The organism is Herbaspirillum rhizosphaerae (genome assembly GCF_046025915.1).
GTDB lineage: Bacteria > Pseudomonadota > Gammaproteobacteria > Burkholderiales > Burkholderiaceae_D > Herbaspirillum > Herbaspirillum rhizosphaerae_A.
Map to the genome: position 1 here is coordinate 55171 of NZ_JAQQFR010000004.1, position 17413 is coordinate 72583.

Below are 17413 nucleotides of genomic sequence, written 5' to 3' on the forward strand. Positions count from 1 at the left end.
TCCCCTGCCTTTGTTGTTGGATTTGGAGCATTCATTCTACATACGAAATACGCCGAACTTCGTTTCTTCAATCGGCGCATTCAACGCCGCGCTCAGTCCCAGTCCGAGCACGGTGCGGGTATCGGCGGGATCAATCACGCCGTCATCCCACAGACGCGCCGAGGCGTAATAAGGATGGCCCTGATGCTCGTATTGCTCGCGGATCGGTGACTTGAAGGCGGCTTCTTCTTCCGCCGACCAGTTGCCGCCCTTGGATTCGATGCCGTCGCGCTTGACGGTCGCCAGCACGCTCGCCGCTTGTTCGCCACCCATCACCGAGATGCGCGCGTTCGGCCACATCCACAGGAAGCGTGGCGAAAACGCGCGACCACACATGCCGTAGTTGCCTGCGCCGAAACTGCCGCCGATGATCATCGTCAGCTTCGGCACCGCGGCGGTCGACACGGCCGTCACCATCTTGGCGCCGTTACGGGCGATGCCTTCGTTTTCGTATTTCTTGCCGACCATGAAGCCGGTGATGTTCTGCAAAAAGATCAGCGGAATCTTGCGCTGACAGCACAGTTCGATGAAGTGCGCGCCCTTGAGTGCAGATTCGGAAAACAGGATGCCGTTGTTGGCGATGATGCCGACCGGCATGCCGTACAGATGCGCGAAGCCACACACCAGCGTGGTGCCGTAGCGCGCCTTGAATTCATCGAACTCGCTGCCATCGACCACGCGCGCGATCACTTCGCGCACATCAAAGGGTTTGCGCGTATCGGTAGGGATGATGCCGTAGAGTTCGCGTGCCGGATATTTCGGTTCCTGCACTTCACGTACGGCGAGTTGTTGGGGCTTGGTACGATTGAGGTTGCCGACGATGCTGCGCGCAATCGACAGCGCATGCAGATCGTTCTGCGCCAGATGATCGACTACGCCGGACAGACGCGTGTGCACATCGCCGCCGCCCAGTTCTTCAGCAGTGACGACTTCACCGGTGGCGGCCTTCACCAGCGGCGGGCCGGCCAGGAAGATGGTGCCTTGATCCTTGACGATGATGGACTCGTCGCTCATCGCCGGTACATAGGCGCCGCCGGCGGTGCATGAACCCATCACTACCGCGATTTGCGGAATGCCCTTGGCCGACAGGTTGGCCTGGTTGAAGAAGATGCGGCCGAAGTGATCGCGGTCGGGAAACACTTCATCCTGATTCGGCAAGTTGGCGCCGCCGCTGTCGACCAGATAAATGCAGGGCAGATGATTGAATTCGGCGATCTCCTGCGCGCGCAGATGCTTCTTGGCGGTCATCGGATAATAGGTGCCGCCTTTCACGGTGGCGTCGTTGCAGACGATCACGCACTCTTGTCCGGCGACACGGCCGATGCCTGTGATGATGCCGGCCGACGGCGCCGCATCCTTGCCTTCTTTTTCCTGATACATGCCGTAGGCCGCCAGCTGCGAGAACTCCAGGAAAGGCGTGCCCGGATCGAGCAGCATCTGCACGCGATCGCGCGGTAGCAACTTGCCGCGCGCCAGATGTTTGTTGCGAGCGGTTTCGCCACCGCCTTGTGCAATGGCGGCGATCTTCGCTTTCAGATCGTCGACGATGGTTTGCATCGCCGTGGTGTTGCTCTGAAATTCTTCGCTGCGCGTGTTCAGTTTGCTGTCGAGTTGCGGCATGGTGATCCTTTGTCTCAATGTATTTTTTATTCGTCGTCCGGGAAAGCACCGTCGACGTAATACCAGCGCGCCACACCTGCGGCATCCGGCTGGCGTACAAAACTGCTGACCTCGTGCAGACGATGCGCGCGGCCACCGACCTTGAATCGGGCGACAAATTCCACCGTAGCTTCGTCAGTATCTTTGACGTGTTTATGTTTGATCACGTCGAGGCCTATCCATTTCACGTCGCTCTCCGCCGTGATCGGCTCGTCCGGCAGCGTGTCGGGATGCCAGGTCGAGCGCAGGTATTCTTCTTCACGCAATGAGAACGCGGTATAGCGCGAGCGCATCAGTTGCTCTGCCGTCGCCGGTACTGCTGCGCCGGAGATGAAGCGCCCGCAGCAAACGGCGTAGACGCCTTTGCCGCAGGGACAAGCCTGTTTATTTTCTTTGCCCGCCATCAGATCTTTCCATCCTTCAAAAAGACCTCGAGTTGGTTGAAGCGATCAAAGCCCCAGAACGATTCGCCGTCGACAATCACGAAGGGCGAGCCGAACACACCGCGTTCGATGGAAGCGGCAACTTCAGCCTTCAACGCGTCCTTGATGGCATCGTCGTTCAGCGCGGTGGTCAGTTTGTCCTCATCAATGCCGACGTCGCCGGCGATGCGCAGCACCGTTTCAAGTTTGCTGATATCGATGTTCTCGGTGAAGTAGGCGCTGTACAGCGTGTGGATCAGATTGACGGCTTTGGCGGCATCGTTTTTCTGTGCCCACAACACTGCGCGCGCCGCATGCTGCGAGGCGATCGGCATCACATCCGGGCGCTTGAACAGAATGTTGTTAAAGCGTGCGGTACGCTCCATGTCGTGGTGCGAGTACTCACCTTTCAATGGGACGTTGGCAATGGGCGCGATGCCCATCACCTTGAACACCGGGCCGAGCAGAACGGCGTGCCAGTTGACCGTGCGGCCATATTGCACTGCCAGCTTTTCAATACGCAGCGAACCGAAATAACCATACGGCGAGCTGAAGTCGAAGTAAAAATCGATGGAAGTTTTTTGATCGCTCATGTTTTTCTCTATCCGGTTCAGATTAGTTCGATCGCCATCGCCGTACCTTCGCCGCCACCGATGCACAGCGAAGCCACGCCGCGCTTGCCGCCGGTTTTCTTCAGTGCACCGATCAGCGTCACGATGATGCGTGCACCCGAGGCGCCGATAGGATGACCCAGCGCACAGGCGCCGCCATGGATGTTGACCTTGTCGTGCGTGATGCCGAGTTCCTTCATCGCAGCCATCGGCACGGCGGCAAAGGCTTCGTTGATTTCGAACAGGTCGACGTCGGCGGTGCTCCAGCCGGTTTTCTTGTACAGATTGTTGATGGCGCCGATCGGTGCAGTGGTGAACCAGTTCGGTTCCTGCGAATGGCGCGCATGGCCGACGATGCGGGCAATCGGCGTACAGCCGAGTTTTTTTGCGGTCGATTCACGCATCAAGACCAGCGCAGCAGCGCCGTCGTTGATGGACGACGACGAGGCGGCGGTGATGGTGCCGTCTTTCTTGAAGGCTGCTTTGAGCGTCGGGATTTTTTCGACCTTGGCCTTGCGCGGGCCTTCATCGGTGTCGACGACGACATCGCCGGCGCGGGTGGCGACGGTGACCGGTGCGATTTCCCATTGGAACGAACCGTCCGCGGTGGCTTGCTGCGCGCGCTTGACCGAGGCAATTGCAAAGGCATCCTGATCTTCACGCGTGAAGTGGTATTTCGCCGCGCAGTCTTCGCCGAAGGTGCCCATGGCGCGACCCTTGTCGTAAGCGTCTTCCAGACCGTCGAGCATCATGTGGTCGTAGATCATGCCATGACCGATGCGATAGCCACCGCGCGCTTTTGGAATCAGATAAGGCGCATTGGTCATCGACTCCATGCCGCCGGCGACGACGATTTCATTGGTGCCTGCAAGGATGGAGTCGTAGCCGAACATGGCGGCCTGCATGGCCGATCCGCACATCTTTGACAAAGTCACTGCGCCTGCAGAAACAGGAATGCCGGCCTTGATCGCCGCCTGACGCGCAGGCGCCTGGCCTTGTCCTGCCATCAGGCAGTTGCCGAATAACACATCCTGAACCTGATCCGGTGCGACACCGGCGCGCTCCAGCGCAGCCTTGATGGCGGCAGCGCCGAGGTCGCTGGCATTTAACGCCGTCAACTCGCCCTGAAAGGCGCCCATGGGTGTGCGCGCGGCGCCGACGATAACGATGGGATCTTCTATGCGGTCTTGCATGTTCTTCTCCTGCTCAAAAAATACTGCGGTCTGGTGATTCAAATAAAGCGCATCTAAGGAGGTACCAAGAGATGCGTCACATCATCTTCATTTACATCGTTTCTGCAAACAGCTCACGGCCGATCAGCATGCGGCGGATTTCGCTGGTGCCGGCACCGATTTCATACAGCTTGGCGTCGCGCCACAGGCGGCCGGCCGGATATTCGTTGATATAGCCGTTGCCACCCAGTGCCTGAATGGTCTCTCCGGCCATCCAGGTGGCTTTTTCTGCAGAGTAGAGAATAGCGCCGGCGGCGTCTTTGCGCAGGGCGCGCGCAGCGTCTGGCGTCTTCGCCCGGTCACAGGCCTGGCCGACGGCGTAGACATAAGCCTTGCACGCCATCATGGTCGAATACATGTCCGCGATCTTGCCCTGCATCAGCTGGAATTCGCCAATCGACTGGCCGAACTGCTTGCGGTCATGGACATAAGGCACAACAACATCCATACAGGCTTGCATGATGCCCAACGGCCCGCCGGACAGCACGGTGCGCTCATAGTCGAGGCCGGACATCAGCACGTTGACGCCGCGACCGACGCCACCGAGCACGTTCTCTGCAGGCACTTCGCAATCCTGAAATACCAGTTCGCCGGTGTGCGAACCGCGCATGCCGAGCTTGTCGAGTTTTTGCGCGACCGAAAATCCCTTGAAACCCTTTTCCACCAGAAAGGCAGTCATGCCGCGTGCGCCTGCTTCCAGATCGGTTTTGGCGTAGACCACCAGTACATCGGCGTCGGGGCCGTTGGTGATCCACATCTTGGTGCCGTTCAGCACGTAGCGGTCACCCTTGAGATCTGCCCGCAGCTTCATGCTGACCACGTCGGATCCGGCGTTAGGCTCAGACATGGCGAGTGCGCCGATAAAGTCGCCCGAGATCAGTTTGGGCAGGTACTTGTTCTTTTGCTCGGTGGTGCCGTTGCGCTTGATCTGGTTCACGCACAAGTTGGAGTGCGCGCCGTAGGACAGACCGACCGAAGCCGAGGCGCGTGAGATTTCTTCCAGCGCGACGATGTGTGCGAGATAACCCATGGCTGCGCCGCCGTATTCTTCGTCGGCGGTGATGCCGAGCACGCCAAGGTCGCCCATTTTCTTCCACAGGTCCATCGGGAACTGGTCGCTGCGATCGATTTCCGCCGCACGCGGGGCGATTTCAGCTTGTGCGAACGCGGCCACGCTCTCGCGCAGGGCGGCAATGTCTTCACCGTGATCGAAGGTTAAACCTGGCAGATGAATCATCTTATGTCTCCTCGTTTTGATAAGAACCACTAACAAAACACCGCTGGCCGCGTTGCTTCTCCTTGCCGTACATCCGTACTGTCTGCGTCGGCGCGCCTTGCCATCGGCGTTTTGTTAGTGGTTCTGATGGGCTATTGGTTTATATGCTTTACGTTAACGTCAATTGAAATGCGTAATGTGCCTAAATGTTGAGCAATAGGTATTCATGGGGTCAGGCTGATTTTCGGGCGGCGGTGGTGCGCGAAGTGCGTTTTGCCGGCGCTTTTTGCGGTAAGTCGGTGTTCAATAATCGCAGGCATTCGGCTTCGTGCGCCGCGATTTCTTCCAGTGTCACTTCGAGATCTTCGCGCTGGCGTTCCAGTTTTTCGCGATGCTGGGTAAGCACGCCGAGGAAGCGTTTGAGCTGTGCTTCGGTATCCTTGGGCGACTCGTACATGTCAACCAGGTTCTTGATTTCCGAGAGAGTGAGGCCAAGACGCTTGCCGCGCAGGGTGAGCTTGAGGCGGGTGCGTTCGCGTGCGGCATAGACGCGGTTGCGGCCGCCGCTGCCTTCGCGTTTCGGACTCAGCAAGCCCTGATCTTCATAGAACCGGATCGCGCGCGGCGTGATGTCGAATTCTTTTGCCAGCTCGGTAATGGTGTAGGTCGGCATGATCTTTGGGCGATGAAAGATTGCTGGTTCGGGGTGGCGGTGGCACTTTACGTTAACGTAAAGTATATTGTAGGCTTGTCTGCAAAAAATGAAAATATATCTTCGTGATTTGCAAGTTTGATAACGTTTTGCCACGGTTGATGGCGCATCGCCGTTTTCGGTCACAGCAGGCCGCAGTCAGGTAATCATGAACGCTCTTGAATCCCAGCTTGAATACGCCTTCGGCGACACCTTGCCCGCCTTGGGCACCACTATGGAAGTTGCTCCCGGCATATTGTGGTTGCGCATGGGACTGCCGTTTGCGCTGGATCACATCAATCTGTGGCTGCTGGAAGACGAGATCGAGACGCCTAGCGGACGCGTGCGCGGCTGGACGGCAGTCGATTGCGGCATCGCCACCGATGCCACGAAAGAAAGCTGGGAAAGCATCTTTGCCACGCAACTGCGCGGCTTACCGATCATTCGCGTGCTGGTCACGCATTGCCATCCGGATCATGTCGGCCTGGCCGATTGGCTTTGCAAGCGCTGGAACGTGCCGTTGTGGATGAGCGCCGGCGAATATGCCTTTGCACGGCTGATGTCGGCTGGCTTACCGGGGGCAGACGGCACCGCAGCGGCGCCGCATTTTCGCTTGCATGGCCTGACGGACGAGGGGCTGATCGAGAAATTGTCGGGACGCAATAACTACTACCAGAATCTGGTGCCGAGCGTGCCGTTGTCGTACACCCGCATGCAGGATCAGCATACGGTCCGCATCGGCAGTCGCGATTGGCAAGTGATCACCGGCTTCGGCCATTCGCCGGAACATGTTTCTCTGTATGCCGACGACGCACGTCTGCTGATTTCCGGCGACATGGTACTGCCGCGCATTTCTACGAATGTCTCGGTGTTTGCCATCGAACCGGAAGCTAATCCGGTGCAGCAATATCTGGATTCACTGGAAAAATACGCCGCTGTTGCCGCCGATACTTTGGTGTTGCCGTCGCATGGTAAGCCGTTCCGTGGTGTGCATACGCGCATCACGCAACTCAACGATCACCACCGCGCGCGTCTGGCGGAAGTGGTGGAAGCGTGCGCGACGCCGAAGACCGCGGTGGAGATTTTGCCGGTGATGTTCAAGCGCCCGCTGGATACGCATCAGCTGAGTTTTGCGCTTGGCGAAGCGGTGGCGCATCTGCACAAGTTGTGGTTCGACGGCGTGTTGCAGAGACAGCTCGGCGACGACGGTATATTTCGCTTTCTGCAGAAATAAGCCCTGACGTAATGGTTCAGGGTTGACGTGGAATTACGGCGTCCTGAATGACTTTTCCTCCGTGTAAGACTATCAAACGATCGGCCGTCGCGATGGTTTCCGGGCGGTGAGCGACGATGATACGAGTCATGTTGAGCGCCTTTATAGCCGCGTTGACCTGTTGTTCACGGTCGACATCAAGATGACTGGTTGCCTCGTCCAGAAAGAGAATGCTCGGCTTTTTGTAGAGGGCGCGTGCCAACAGCACACGTTGCTTTTGACCACCTGATAGCACGGTGCCCATATCTCCTACCAGGGTGTTGTACTGCATCGGCATACCTGAGATATCGTCTGCGATGGCTGCCATTTCGGCGCATCTGACTATCCATTCCGCGTCGGCCCGGATGTCAAAGAAGCTGATGTTGTCGGCGATGGAGCCTGCAAACAGGACGTCATCTTGCATCACCGTACCTATCATCCGGCGCAGCCGATCCAGGCCAACTTGCTCAAGTGGCAAGTCGCCGATCAGAATTTTCCCCTCGGTTGGAATCAGCATGCCGAGCATGAGATTGATCAGAGTGGATTTTCCGCAACCTGAGGCGCCGACGATGGCGACGGACTCGCCGGTCGCAATATTCAGGTTCATGTCACGCAGGACGAACGGCTCCTGTTCGGCATAGCGAAAACTGATCCCTCGCAGTTCGATGGACGGCGAAAATGTTGAGACAGTCTGCTGCATTTGTGAGGAAGGCGATGTTTCCGGTTCCGACAGAACGATATCTGCGAGTCGTTCTCCTTGCAGTCCTAGCATTCTGATTTCTGCCAGTTTGTCGATGAGTGCGCTTACGCGTTGATTGAACTGTTCCCGATAGGCCAAAAAAGCAACCAGAACGCCGGCCGTGAAACTTCCGTGCATGACCAGGCGTGCGCCTAACCAGATGACTAGCACCCTCTCAAGTCCGAATAACAGTCCATTGATGACACGATAAGCCAGCAGCATTTTCTGAGAACGCAAGTCGGCATTGATCTGATTTACCAGCGCGCTCATCCAGGATGCGTGGCGTTCTTCCTGTCGGCCGAACAACTTGATTGCTTTGACGCCGCGCATCGATTCGAGAAAATGGCTTTGTTGTTTTGCTGCATGCACAAGTTGTGCTTCGGTGGCACTACGCAACGGCGCATACCAGATCCATCTGCTCAACGCGTAGAGCAGCATGACGCCAATCGACACCCACGGCAATATTGGGCTATAGAGAAACAGCATGGTCAGCGTGACTACGCTCATCAGCCCATCCAGAACGGCTTCCAGAAGGGATGTGGTCAGTGATTTCTGAATCGCGTCAACAGCCCCGAAGCGCGACACCACATCGCCGAGATGGCGGCGTTCAAAATAGCTTGCCGGGAGACGCAACAGATGCCGGAACACATTGCTGCGCCATTGCACATTGAGCATGGTTCCCATATGCAGCAGCGCCCAGGCGCGGATCGCGGTGACTGATTGCTGTAGCAGAACCAGTAGTGCAAAGCCGATTGCCAGGGTCGTGAGCAGATCGACATCGGCGGTGACGAGAACATGATCGAGTATCCATTGCAGGTAGAGCGGTGTGATCAGGGAAAACAGTTCCAGTGCGAGCGCGAACAGCAGAATTTGTAGACCGGAGCGATAAAGGCCGGTTACGTTGCCCATCATTTTTCGCAAGCTTATATGTTGCTTGGTTTCGTCTTTCTTGAAGTGCGTATCGGCCCATAGCTCTAAGGCGATCCCGGTGAAGCAATTGGACAGTTCCGACAAAGCCAGCTTGCGGATGCCGAAACCCGGATCGTGGATGACGGCGCAGTGATGATTGACGCTTTTCAATACGACAAAGTGTTGGAGATTCCAATGCAAAATACAGGGCAGGCGCAAATTCGGGAGATCCTCCATGTCCAGTTTCAGTGGGCGGCAGGACAGATGAAGCTCACTGGCTATGGCGACTAGTTGCGCCAACGTTGCACCTTTCAGAGAAACGGGGAAGCGTTGCCGGAGATTGTGCATATCGGCGTGGTAGCCGTGATAATCGGCAATCATGCCGAGACAGGCCAGCCCGCATTCGGAGGCTTCCGACTGCAGCAGCAGTGGTAACTTGGTGCCGAAGCGGAACTGCAAGCGGTCTAGTATGGACGCGGAAGACATCAGGATGGCATCTTTCTGGAGAGGGCAAAAAAAGGAGCCAACGACCATTCATATAGACTTCTTGTCTCCAGCAAAATATCGGCCTCGAGCGCCATGCCGACTTGAGGACGCTGTGCTTTTCCGTAGACGTCGATGGTTTGTTGATCGAGCCCGACGTTAATGCGATACATCAGTTCGTTGTTGCTGTTCACCATCCCTGTTGGGCCAAACGACTTGAGTTCTGTATGTGACATGGATGTTTTGGAAATGCTGTCGACGCGGCCTTTAACATGACCGAATTTTTGATACGGGTAAGCTTGATAGCGCAGTAAGACGACATCGTCGCGCTTGATGAAACCGATAGCTCTGCTAGGTGCATAGAGTTGTGCGTACAAAACCGCGTCGTGTGGGATGATTTGCAGCAAAGGTATCGAGGGATCAACGGTTTGTCCCTGCTCTGCCACGATAGCGGTCGCGGTACCGGCATCTGCTGCGACGATGGTGAGATGGCGTTTCGCCTCGCTCTCTGCCAGTTCCTGTTTCAGTTGTATCAGTCTGCGTTCAATCTCTGCCTGCCGGTTCTGTTGTGTCAGCGGCAAACTGGCAAGTTCGTGGTGCTGTGCATTTTTCTCCCGCGTCAAACGGATTTGCTCACGCTCCAGGCTCTGTAGCTGATGCTGCTGATCAAGAACGTCCACTTCCTTTTGCTGCAACATTTCTCTCGATATATAGTTTTTTGCAAACAAGTCTCGATAGCGTGTCAGATTTTCGGTAGCCAGACGGACTCTCGACGCTTGGCTTTTCATCTGGCCGCTCAGATTACCTAGTTCGGCTTGCAAGTTGTCCAAGCGGCGGATGATCGCCTCTTGTTCTTTGGGATGCAACTGATCGGATTTATCGAGTTCATTCTGCAAGGATAAGTGGCGGAGATTCAGTTGTTCACTGATGCTCTCTTGCGTGTTTCCCTGCGTGCTGCTGTAGCGGTCGCTGGAGATCACATAGAGGACGTCGCCGCGTTCGACGGCCTGTCCTTCAACGACATGTTTTTCTTGAATGACACCGGTCTGGGGAGCATAGATTTTAATTACCCCGGGGGTTAATTGCAGTTGTCCCTGAACGGTACTGCGTTGCGTGTAACTACCCCATACAAAGAACACGGCAAGCATCATTACGCATGCTGCGACAATTCCGGCAAGCAGAGATAGAGAAAGCGGCCGTATCAGAACGATGTCACCGAACTGGGGTTGTGCCTGCGCTCGCAAGGCTTGTACTCTGAATAGAGAGGGCTTGGGCGGCATGAGTGGGAGAATAGAAGTTGAGAAAAGCAAATTCGCCGATGGTGAGAAAGGCGTTATGACATCGCTTTTTCGAACCGGCGCGTCGATGCATGTGACGCGCCGGCTTACTTGCCTACTACGTATTACTTATTGTGGAACCGGCGCTGGGGAGCCAAGAATTTCTGCCAGGCCAAGGCCAAGATTGACGCCGATGACTGCGACGGCATAGCCGATGCTGCCGACGATGGTGGTCAGGCCACCGCTCAGTCCGGGCGCGGTAGGAAAGGTCGGAATGGTGATGCCGGCACCGGATACATCCATGGTTTCTTGAGCAGTCAGTTCACGCATGATTTTTTCCTTTTCAATAAAGTAAAGTCAATTCAGAAGCTTGACGACAATGCACGTCAACTTGACTGTGCGATTACATGGTGGGTGGAATGACTGTGATTGAATATAGAAGAAGTGTGAAAAGTAATAGAAATATGGACGTGAAAAGATACCGCGAACTTGCAGGTTTTTTCTTTACGATTTTCATCGCGAGCGAGTTTTTTTGAAAGCACCACAATGAAAAAAGGCCTGCTGTGTGCAGGCCGTTGGAGGCGAAGTCAGATCTTTGATCCAAGACCGTCAGTTTAGCCGCGCTTCAGTTCGCGCTCTTCTTTCAGCATTTTGGTCTTGATGCGATTACGCTTGAGCGGCGAGAGATATTCAACGAATACCTTGCCCTTGAGGTGATCCATTTCATGCTGGATGCAAACGGCCAGCAGGCCGTCGGCTTCCACTTCAAATTCTTTGCCATCCGCATCCAGGGCGCGCGCCTTCACGCGTGCGGGACGCTCGACGCCGTCGTAGATGCCGGGCACCGAGAGGCAACCTTCATCGTAGACCTGCTTCTCTTCGCTGGCCCAGGTGATTTCCGGATTGATGAACACGCGCAGTTCGTCGCTGGTGTCGGAGACATCGATGACGATGACTTGCTCGTGCACGTCGATCTGAGTCGCAGCGAGGCCGACGCCAGGCGCGTCATACATGGTTTCGGCCATGTCGGCGACCAGCTTCTTGATGCGATCGTCAAACACGGTGACGGGCTTGGCGACTTTATGCAGTCGGGGGTCCGGGTAACGGAGGATATTCAATAAGGCCATACGTATTTACTCACTGAGCCATCAAGATAGCACTGAGTGATAGCTGAGGGTTGTTCTTGCTAGTTCAAGGATTTGTCGGCAGAATCTGCTTTTTATTGTCAATGTTGCAACAAAAAAGACTTTTGGCCGATTCTGGCGTGCGCCGTAATTTGCCGCACTGAGGGGCAATTTGTGCAAAATTTTATCATAGCCGGCCTGGCTCTCCTCTTGTTTGGGCTTGCCGGCGACGTTTGTGCAACATCGCCGGACGCGCAGGAGACCTCCTTGCCGGTGGTGCATGTTGTACCTGCCAGCAGGAGTGTTGCGTTGCCGACGGCGTTGGTTTCGACGATTTCCGGCCACGCGCTGAGTCAGCGGTGGAGCCTGCCCATGGTCTTCGACAAGACTTTGTTGGTGGCCGCGCCACGCATCGTTGCCGCACAAGAAGGACGCGGATATTTGGGCAAGGATGACAAGATTTACGTGCAGGGAGAATTGCACGGTGCGTCTGAATTTCACATTGTCCGGCCGGGGCGGTATTTGTTGGATCCGGTAAGCAAAGAGTCTCTTGGCGACGAGGTTGTGCTGCTGGGAACTGCAGTATTGCAAGAGCAGGCAGAAGACGGATTGCAACGCTTTTTGATCGTGGATGCTGCGCGCGAAATCATGATTGGTGATCGTCTGCTTGCCGTGCCGCCTCAGGGTGATTTTGCAGCGCCGCGCGCCATTGCTTCGCAGCAGTCGTCATTGGCAGTTGATGCGCTGATTGTCTCTATTGCCGACGGCACCGCCCACGCGGGGCAACACCAGATCGTGGCGATCAACAAGGGTGCGCGGGATGGCATCGGCGAAGGCCGGCAATTGCGTCTGTCTGCAGCAGTCGTCCCGTTTTCAGATGACGTAGCAAAAGCAATTCCACATACACAGCAAGCATCACTGATTCAACAGCTCCCGCAAGAGGAGCGTGGCCGCTTGCTGATTGTGCGTGTATTCGATCGTGTTTCGTACGGCTTGATTACGCAGGCCCGCGAACCGGTGCAGGTGGGGGATAAGGCGTACGCGCCACAGCAAGAAAGAACGAGCATCAAGGATGTTGAATAACGCCTGTCTGAACGACACAACAGAACTCTCCGACTGGCTCCGCCTTACGCAAACCGAAGGTGTCGGCGTGGAAGTCGCCCGCCGCCTGCTGACAGCGTTTGGCATGCCGTCGGATATCTTCGCCGCAGATGTCACCGAATTGAGCACCGTGGTGACCGAGCGCATCGCGCGAGCTTTGCTGAAATCGCCATCGGCGATGATGCAGAACCATATCGAGCGTACGCTTGTCTGGATTGAAGAGGCGGGTAATCGCATCGTGACATTGGCCGATGCCGGCTATCCGCAAGCCTTGCTCAATATTTCCGATCCGCCGGTGCTGCTCTATATAAAAGGTCGCGCGGAATTGCTCGCCGCATCATCACTGGCCGTCGTCGGCAGTCGCAATGCCTCCACGCAAGGTATTCAGAACAGCGAGCATTTTTCCGATGCGGCCAGCCGTGCCGGGCTGACCATCGTATCGGGCCTGGCGCTCGGCATTGACGCCGCCGCACATCTGGGCGGTTTGCGCGGCAGAGGTTCGACCGTTGCGGTGATCGGCACCGGACTCGATATTGTTTATCCAGCGCGCAATCGCACGCTCGCGCATCGTCTTGCCGAAGAGGGTTGTATCGTCAGCGAATACCCGCTCGGCATGCCACCGATTGCCAGCAATTTTCCACGTCGCAACCGGATCATTTCAGGATTGTCACGTGCAGTGCTGGTGGTGGAAGCCGCTGCGCAATCAGGCTCGCTGATTACGGCGAGAATGGCAGCGGAGCAGGGGCGCGATGTGTTTGCAATTCCCGGTTCAATTCATTCGCCATTGTCTAAAGGTTGTCACTTGTTGATCAAGCAAGGCGCCAAGCTGGTTGAGTCGGCGGAAGATATTCTGGAAGAGCTGGGAAGGTTGCCGCTATCGTCGCCATCGCGCTTGTCCTTGCCGTCGCTATTACCGTCGTCATTGGAGGCGGCATCACCAACATCAACAAGTTCGACGGCCATGAACAATCACGAAGACGACGCTGTCTTGAAGGCGATGGGTTTCGATCCGATTGCGGGTGACATGTTGAGCATGCGAAGCGGATTCGATGCCGCTGCATTGAACGCGCACTTGCTGACGTTGGAGATGGAAGGTGTTGTCGAATGTTTACCGGGAGGCTTGTATCGTCGTATAAATTAAACGACAACACAGAGTAGCAATGTACTAACGGCAATCAAAAGATATTCAGCGAAAATTTGAAAATCCTGCCATACTGGATTCGTAGACTTGTGTTGTGTCAACCTTCGCGATAGAGTATAGCCATGTTTGACGTCCTTGTTTATCTGTACGAAACCTACTATCGCCCCGATGCCTGCCCTGAACCAGCGGCCTTGGTCAAGAAATTGACCGCCATTGGTTTTGAGGATGAGGAAATCACGCGCGCCCTCGGTTGGCTGACCGATCTGGAAGAAGCCAATCACGAATTCGCCGATCAGTATCCTCAGCAAACCGTCTTCTCTTTCGGTATCCGTATTTACGCCACGCAAGAAATGGACGTATTGGGTACCGAAGCCGTCGGTTTCATCCAATTCCTCGAATCCGCCAAAATGCTCAACGCCGTCCAGCGAGAAATCGTTATCGAACGTGCATTGGCAATCGGCGATACGCCTGTCTCGCTCGAAAAGCTCAAGGTCATCGTATTGATGGTCTTGTGGAGCCAGGGCAAGGAGCCGGACGGGTTGATGTTCGATGAACTGTTCCTCGATGAAGACGACGACGAACCGCGTCTGCTGCACTAAATCAGGTCGTTATTTTCCTGACTTTGCCTTGTCCGGCGCGTCTGTCGGCAACCACAGGCAAGCCCCGCCGTGCTTGCCGTTTCTTCCGCATCGCGCTTATCATTCCCCCGCAATCCTCGAATATTAGCTACTATATAAAAAGCATATTGCCAATACGCAATATAAATTCTGCCAGGCCGCCTCATTTTGGTGCCGTCGGGCAAGTAGCTGACGACCACACTTTGTATCCTCTTTTGAGATCATATTTATGAGCAAGACCCTCATCATTGCCGAGAAGCCCTCTGTCGCGAACGATATCGCGAAGACGCTCGGCGGCTTTACCAAGCACGATGAGTATTTCGAATCCGACGAATACGTACTGTCCTCCGCCGTCGGTCACCTGCTGGAAATCGCGGTGCCCGAGGAATACGACGTCAAACGCGGCAAATGGACCTTCACGCATCTGCCGATGATTCCGCCGCACTTTGCGCTCAACCCCATCGCCAAGACCGAGTCGCGCCTCAAGGCGCTGAACAAGCTCATCAAGCGCAAGGATGTCACCGGCCTGATCAACGCATGTGACGCGGGGCGAGAAGGCGAACTGATTTTCCGCCTGATCGCGCAATACACCAAAGCCAAGCAACCGGTGCAGCGCCTGTGGCTGCAATCGATGACGCCGGGAGCAATCCGCGACGGTTTCGCCAACTTGCGCAAGGACGAAGACATGTTGCCGCTGGCCGATGCCGCCCGTTGCCGCAGCGAAGCAGACTGGCTGATCGGCATCAACGGCACACGCGCCATGACCGCTTTCAATTCGAAAGAAGGCGGCTTCTACCTGACTACTGTCGGTCGCGTGCAAACGCCGACTCTGTCGATCGTGGTCGAGCGCGAAGAGAAGATCAAGAAATTCGTATCCCGCGATTATTGGGAAGTACGTGGCGAGTTCGTCTGCGCCGCCGGCATTTATGAAGGCCGCTGGCTCGACAAGATGCACAAGAAGGACGAGAACGATCCTGAGAAGCGTCCTGAGCGTCTGTGGAGCAAAGCCGCAGCCGAATCCATCGTCGCCGCCTGCCGCGGCAAGATCGGCACCGTCACCGAAGAATCCAAGCCGACCACGCAAATGGCGCCTGGCTTGTTCGACCTGACCAGCCTGCAACGCGAAGCCAACTCGCGCTTCGGCTTCTCCGCCAAGAACACGCTCGGTCTGGCGCAGGCCCTGTACGAAAAGCACAAGGTTCTGACCTATCCGCGTACCGACTCGCGCCATCTGCCGGAAGACTACCTGCAGACCGTCAAGGAAACGATGGAGTCGCTGTCCGAGAACAATAACTATCATCAGTTCTCCAAGCAGATCCTCAAGCAGGGTTGGGTCAAGCCGAACAAGCGCATCTTCGACAACACCAAGATCAGTGATCACTTTGCGATCATCCCGACTACGCAAGTCCCGAAGAACCTGTCCGAGCCGGAACAGAAGCTCTACGACCTGGTGACACGCCGCTTCATGGCGGTGTTCTTCCCGGCGGCAGAGTTTCAGGTCACCACGCGCTTCACCGAAGTCTCCGGCCATCAGTTCAAGACTGAAGGCAAGGTCATGACCAATCCGGGCTGGCTGGCGATCTACGGCAAGGACATCGTCGACGAGAAAGACGAAAACAGCGGCACGCTGGTTGCCGTCGCCAAGGACGAAAAGGTCAAGACCGACAAGGTCACCGCCAACGCGCTGGTCACCAAGCCGCCTGCACGCTATACCGAAGCAACGCTGCTGTCCGCCATGGAAGGCGCCGGCAAGCTGATCGACTCCGACGAATTGCGCGAAGCGATGGCCGGCAAAGGCCTCGGCACGCCGGCAACGCGCGCCGCCATCATCGAAGGTCTGCTGAACGAAAAATACCTGCTGCGTGAAGGCCGCGAAATGATGCCGACCGCCAAGGCGTTCCAGCTCATGACGCTGCTGCACGGCCTCGGCGTGGATGAACTGACCGAACCTGAACTGACCGGCGAATGGGAACAAAAGCTGGCGCAGATGGAACGCGGCAAGATCAGCCGTGAAGAGTTCATGCGCGAGATCGCTCAGATGACGCAAGTCATCGTCAAGCGCGCCAAGGAATACGACAACGACACCATCCCCGGCGACTACGCAACATTGAAGACGCCTTGCCCGAATTGCGGCAGCGTGGTGAAAGAAAACTATCGTCGTTTCGCCTGCACCAAGTGCGAATTCTCGATGAGCAAGACACCGGCCGGTCGTCAGTTTGAAATCCCGGAAGTGGAAGAACTGCTGGCCAATCGCACCATCGGCCCGCTGCAAGGTTTCCGCTCCAAGATGGGCCGTCCGTTCGCGGCGATCCTGAAGATTTCGCGCGACGAAGAAATCAAGAATTTCAAGCTCGAGTTCGACTTCGGCCAGAATGACGGCGAAGGCGAAGGTGGCGAACCAGTCGACTTCAGCGAGCAGACACCACTCGGCCCTTGCCCGAAATGCGGCAGCGGCGTCTACGAAATGGGTCTGGCCTACGTTTGCGAAAAACAGGTCGCCAAGCCGAAGGCCTGCGATTTTCGCAGCGGCCGTATCATCCTCCAGCAAGAGATTCTGCCGGAGCAAATGGCCAAGCTGCTCAACGAAGGCAAGACCGATTTGCTGCCGGGCTTCATCTCCCAACGCACACGTCGCCCGTTCAAGGCATTTTTGGCGCGTGGCAAGGACGGCAAGATCAGCTTCGAGTTTGAAGAGCGCAAAGCCAAGGCACCTGCCAAGGGCAAGGCTGCAGCAGCCGCAGCGGAAGGTGACGACGCCGAAACCACGACGACTGCCAAGGCCAAACCAGCCGCAGCAGCGAAGAAGCCGGCCGCCAAGAAACCTGCAGCAGCAAAGAAGCCCGCCGCTAAAAAGGCTGCACCGAAAAAAGCTGCCGCGTAATCGAAATCTTACGCCAGCG

Annotated in this window: 15 protein-coding genes; 5 read left to right on the forward strand and 10 right to left on the reverse strand. The window is 56.2% G+C overall.

Features of this window, described 5'->3' with window-relative positions:
• Positions 1 to 36: 36 nt before the first annotated feature.
• The 6 genes from PQR63_RS07195 to PQR63_RS07220 all read right to left on the reverse strand — a co-directional run bounded on the left by PQR63_RS07195 (position 37) and on the right by PQR63_RS07220 (position 5852).
• Positions 37 to 1659, reverse strand: a complete 1623-nt coding sequence (locus PQR63_RS07195; RefSeq protein ID WP_408166874.1) for a carboxyl transferase domain-containing protein — start codon at positions 1657 to 1659, stop codon at positions 37 to 39.
• A 26-nt stretch (positions 1660 to 1685) separates the two neighbouring features.
• Positions 1686 to 2102 (reverse strand): YchJ family protein, encoded by a 417-nt coding sequence (locus PQR63_RS07200; RefSeq protein WP_408166876.1) that lies wholly within the window; start codon positions 2100 to 2102, stop codon positions 1686 to 1688.
• Positions 2102 to 2713, reverse strand: a complete 612-nt coding sequence (locus PQR63_RS07205) for a 2-hydroxychromene-2-carboxylate isomerase (protein WP_408166878.1) — start codon at positions 2711 to 2713, stop codon at positions 2102 to 2104. The genes PQR63_RS07200 and PQR63_RS07205 overlap by 1 nt, the downstream gene beginning before the upstream one ends.
• A gap of 17 nt (positions 2714 to 2730) precedes the next feature.
• Entirely contained in the window at positions 2731 to 3924 is a 1194-nt protein-coding gene (locus PQR63_RS07210; protein ID WP_408166879.1) for an acetyl-CoA C-acetyltransferase, read from the reverse strand.
• A 91-nt stretch (positions 3925 to 4015) separates the two neighbouring features.
• Positions 4016 to 5200: an isovaleryl-CoA dehydrogenase gene (locus PQR63_RS07215; protein ID WP_408166881.1), complete on the reverse strand. Its 1185-nt coding sequence runs from the start codon at positions 5198 to 5200 to the stop codon at positions 4016 to 4018.
• A gap of 211 nt (positions 5201 to 5411) precedes the next feature.
• Positions 5412 to 5852, reverse strand: a complete 441-nt coding sequence (locus PQR63_RS07220; protein ID WP_408166883.1) for a MerR family transcriptional regulator — start codon at positions 5850 to 5852, stop codon at positions 5412 to 5414.
• Positions 5853 to 6039: 187 nt separating this feature from the next.
• Here PQR63_RS07220 and PQR63_RS07225 point away from each other — a divergent pair, with 187 nt between their 5' ends.
• Positions 6040 to 7104 (forward strand): MBL fold metallo-hydrolase, encoded by a 1065-nt coding sequence (locus PQR63_RS07225; protein ID WP_408166885.1) that lies wholly within the window; start codon positions 6040 to 6042, stop codon positions 7102 to 7104.
• Between the two features lie 16 nt (positions 7105 to 7120).
• Here PQR63_RS07225 and PQR63_RS07230 read toward each other — a convergent pair whose 3' ends face one another.
• The 4 genes from PQR63_RS07230 to def form a co-directional block, all read right to left on the reverse strand.
• Positions 7121 to 9304, reverse strand: a complete 2184-nt coding sequence (locus tag PQR63_RS07230; protein WP_408166886.1) for a peptidase domain-containing ABC transporter — start codon at positions 9302 to 9304, stop codon at positions 7121 to 7123.
• Complete coding sequence (locus tag PQR63_RS07235; protein ID WP_408166888.1) at positions 9256 to 10404, reverse strand: HlyD family secretion protein; 1149 nt, start codon at positions 10402 to 10404, stop codon at positions 9256 to 9258. The genes PQR63_RS07230 and PQR63_RS07235 overlap by 49 nt, the downstream gene beginning before the upstream one ends.
• A 255-nt stretch (positions 10405 to 10659) precedes the next feature.
• Positions 10660 to 10860, reverse strand: coding sequence for a hypothetical protein (locus PQR63_RS07240; RefSeq protein WP_408166890.1), 201 nt, complete (start codon positions 10858 to 10860; stop codon positions 10660 to 10662).
• Between the two features lie 284 nt (positions 10861 to 11144).
• Complete coding sequence (gene def, locus PQR63_RS07245) at positions 11145 to 11657, reverse strand: peptide deformylase (protein WP_408166892.1); 513 nt, start codon at positions 11655 to 11657, stop codon at positions 11145 to 11147.
• A 72-nt stretch (positions 11658 to 11729) separates the two neighbouring features.
• On the opposite strand from def, the gene PQR63_RS07250 reads away from it, so the two are divergent.
• The 4 genes from PQR63_RS07250 to PQR63_RS07265 all read left to right on the forward strand — a co-directional run bounded on the left by PQR63_RS07250 (position 11730) and on the right by PQR63_RS07265 (position 17394).
• The gene (locus PQR63_RS07250) at positions 11730 to 12737 is read left to right on the forward strand and encodes a hypothetical protein (protein ID WP_408166894.1); all 1008 of its coding nucleotides are present in this window, start codon (positions 11730 to 11732) and stop codon (positions 12735 to 12737) included.
• Entirely contained in the window at positions 12727 to 13896 is a 1170-nt protein-coding gene (gene dprA / locus PQR63_RS07255) for a DNA-processing protein DprA (RefSeq protein ID WP_408166896.1), read from the forward strand. Before PQR63_RS07250 ends, dprA begins: the two co-directional genes overlap by 11 nt.
• 122 nt (positions 13897 to 14018) lie before the next feature.
• Positions 14019 to 14495 (forward strand): Smg family protein, encoded by a 477-nt coding sequence (locus tag PQR63_RS07260; RefSeq protein WP_408166898.1) that lies wholly within the window; start codon positions 14019 to 14021, stop codon positions 14493 to 14495.
• Between the two features lie 247 nt (positions 14496 to 14742).
• Positions 14743 to 17394 (forward strand): DNA topoisomerase III, encoded by a 2652-nt coding sequence (locus PQR63_RS07265; protein ID WP_408166899.1) that lies wholly within the window; start codon positions 14743 to 14745, stop codon positions 17392 to 17394.
• Positions 17395 to 17413: the final 19 nt, after the last annotated feature.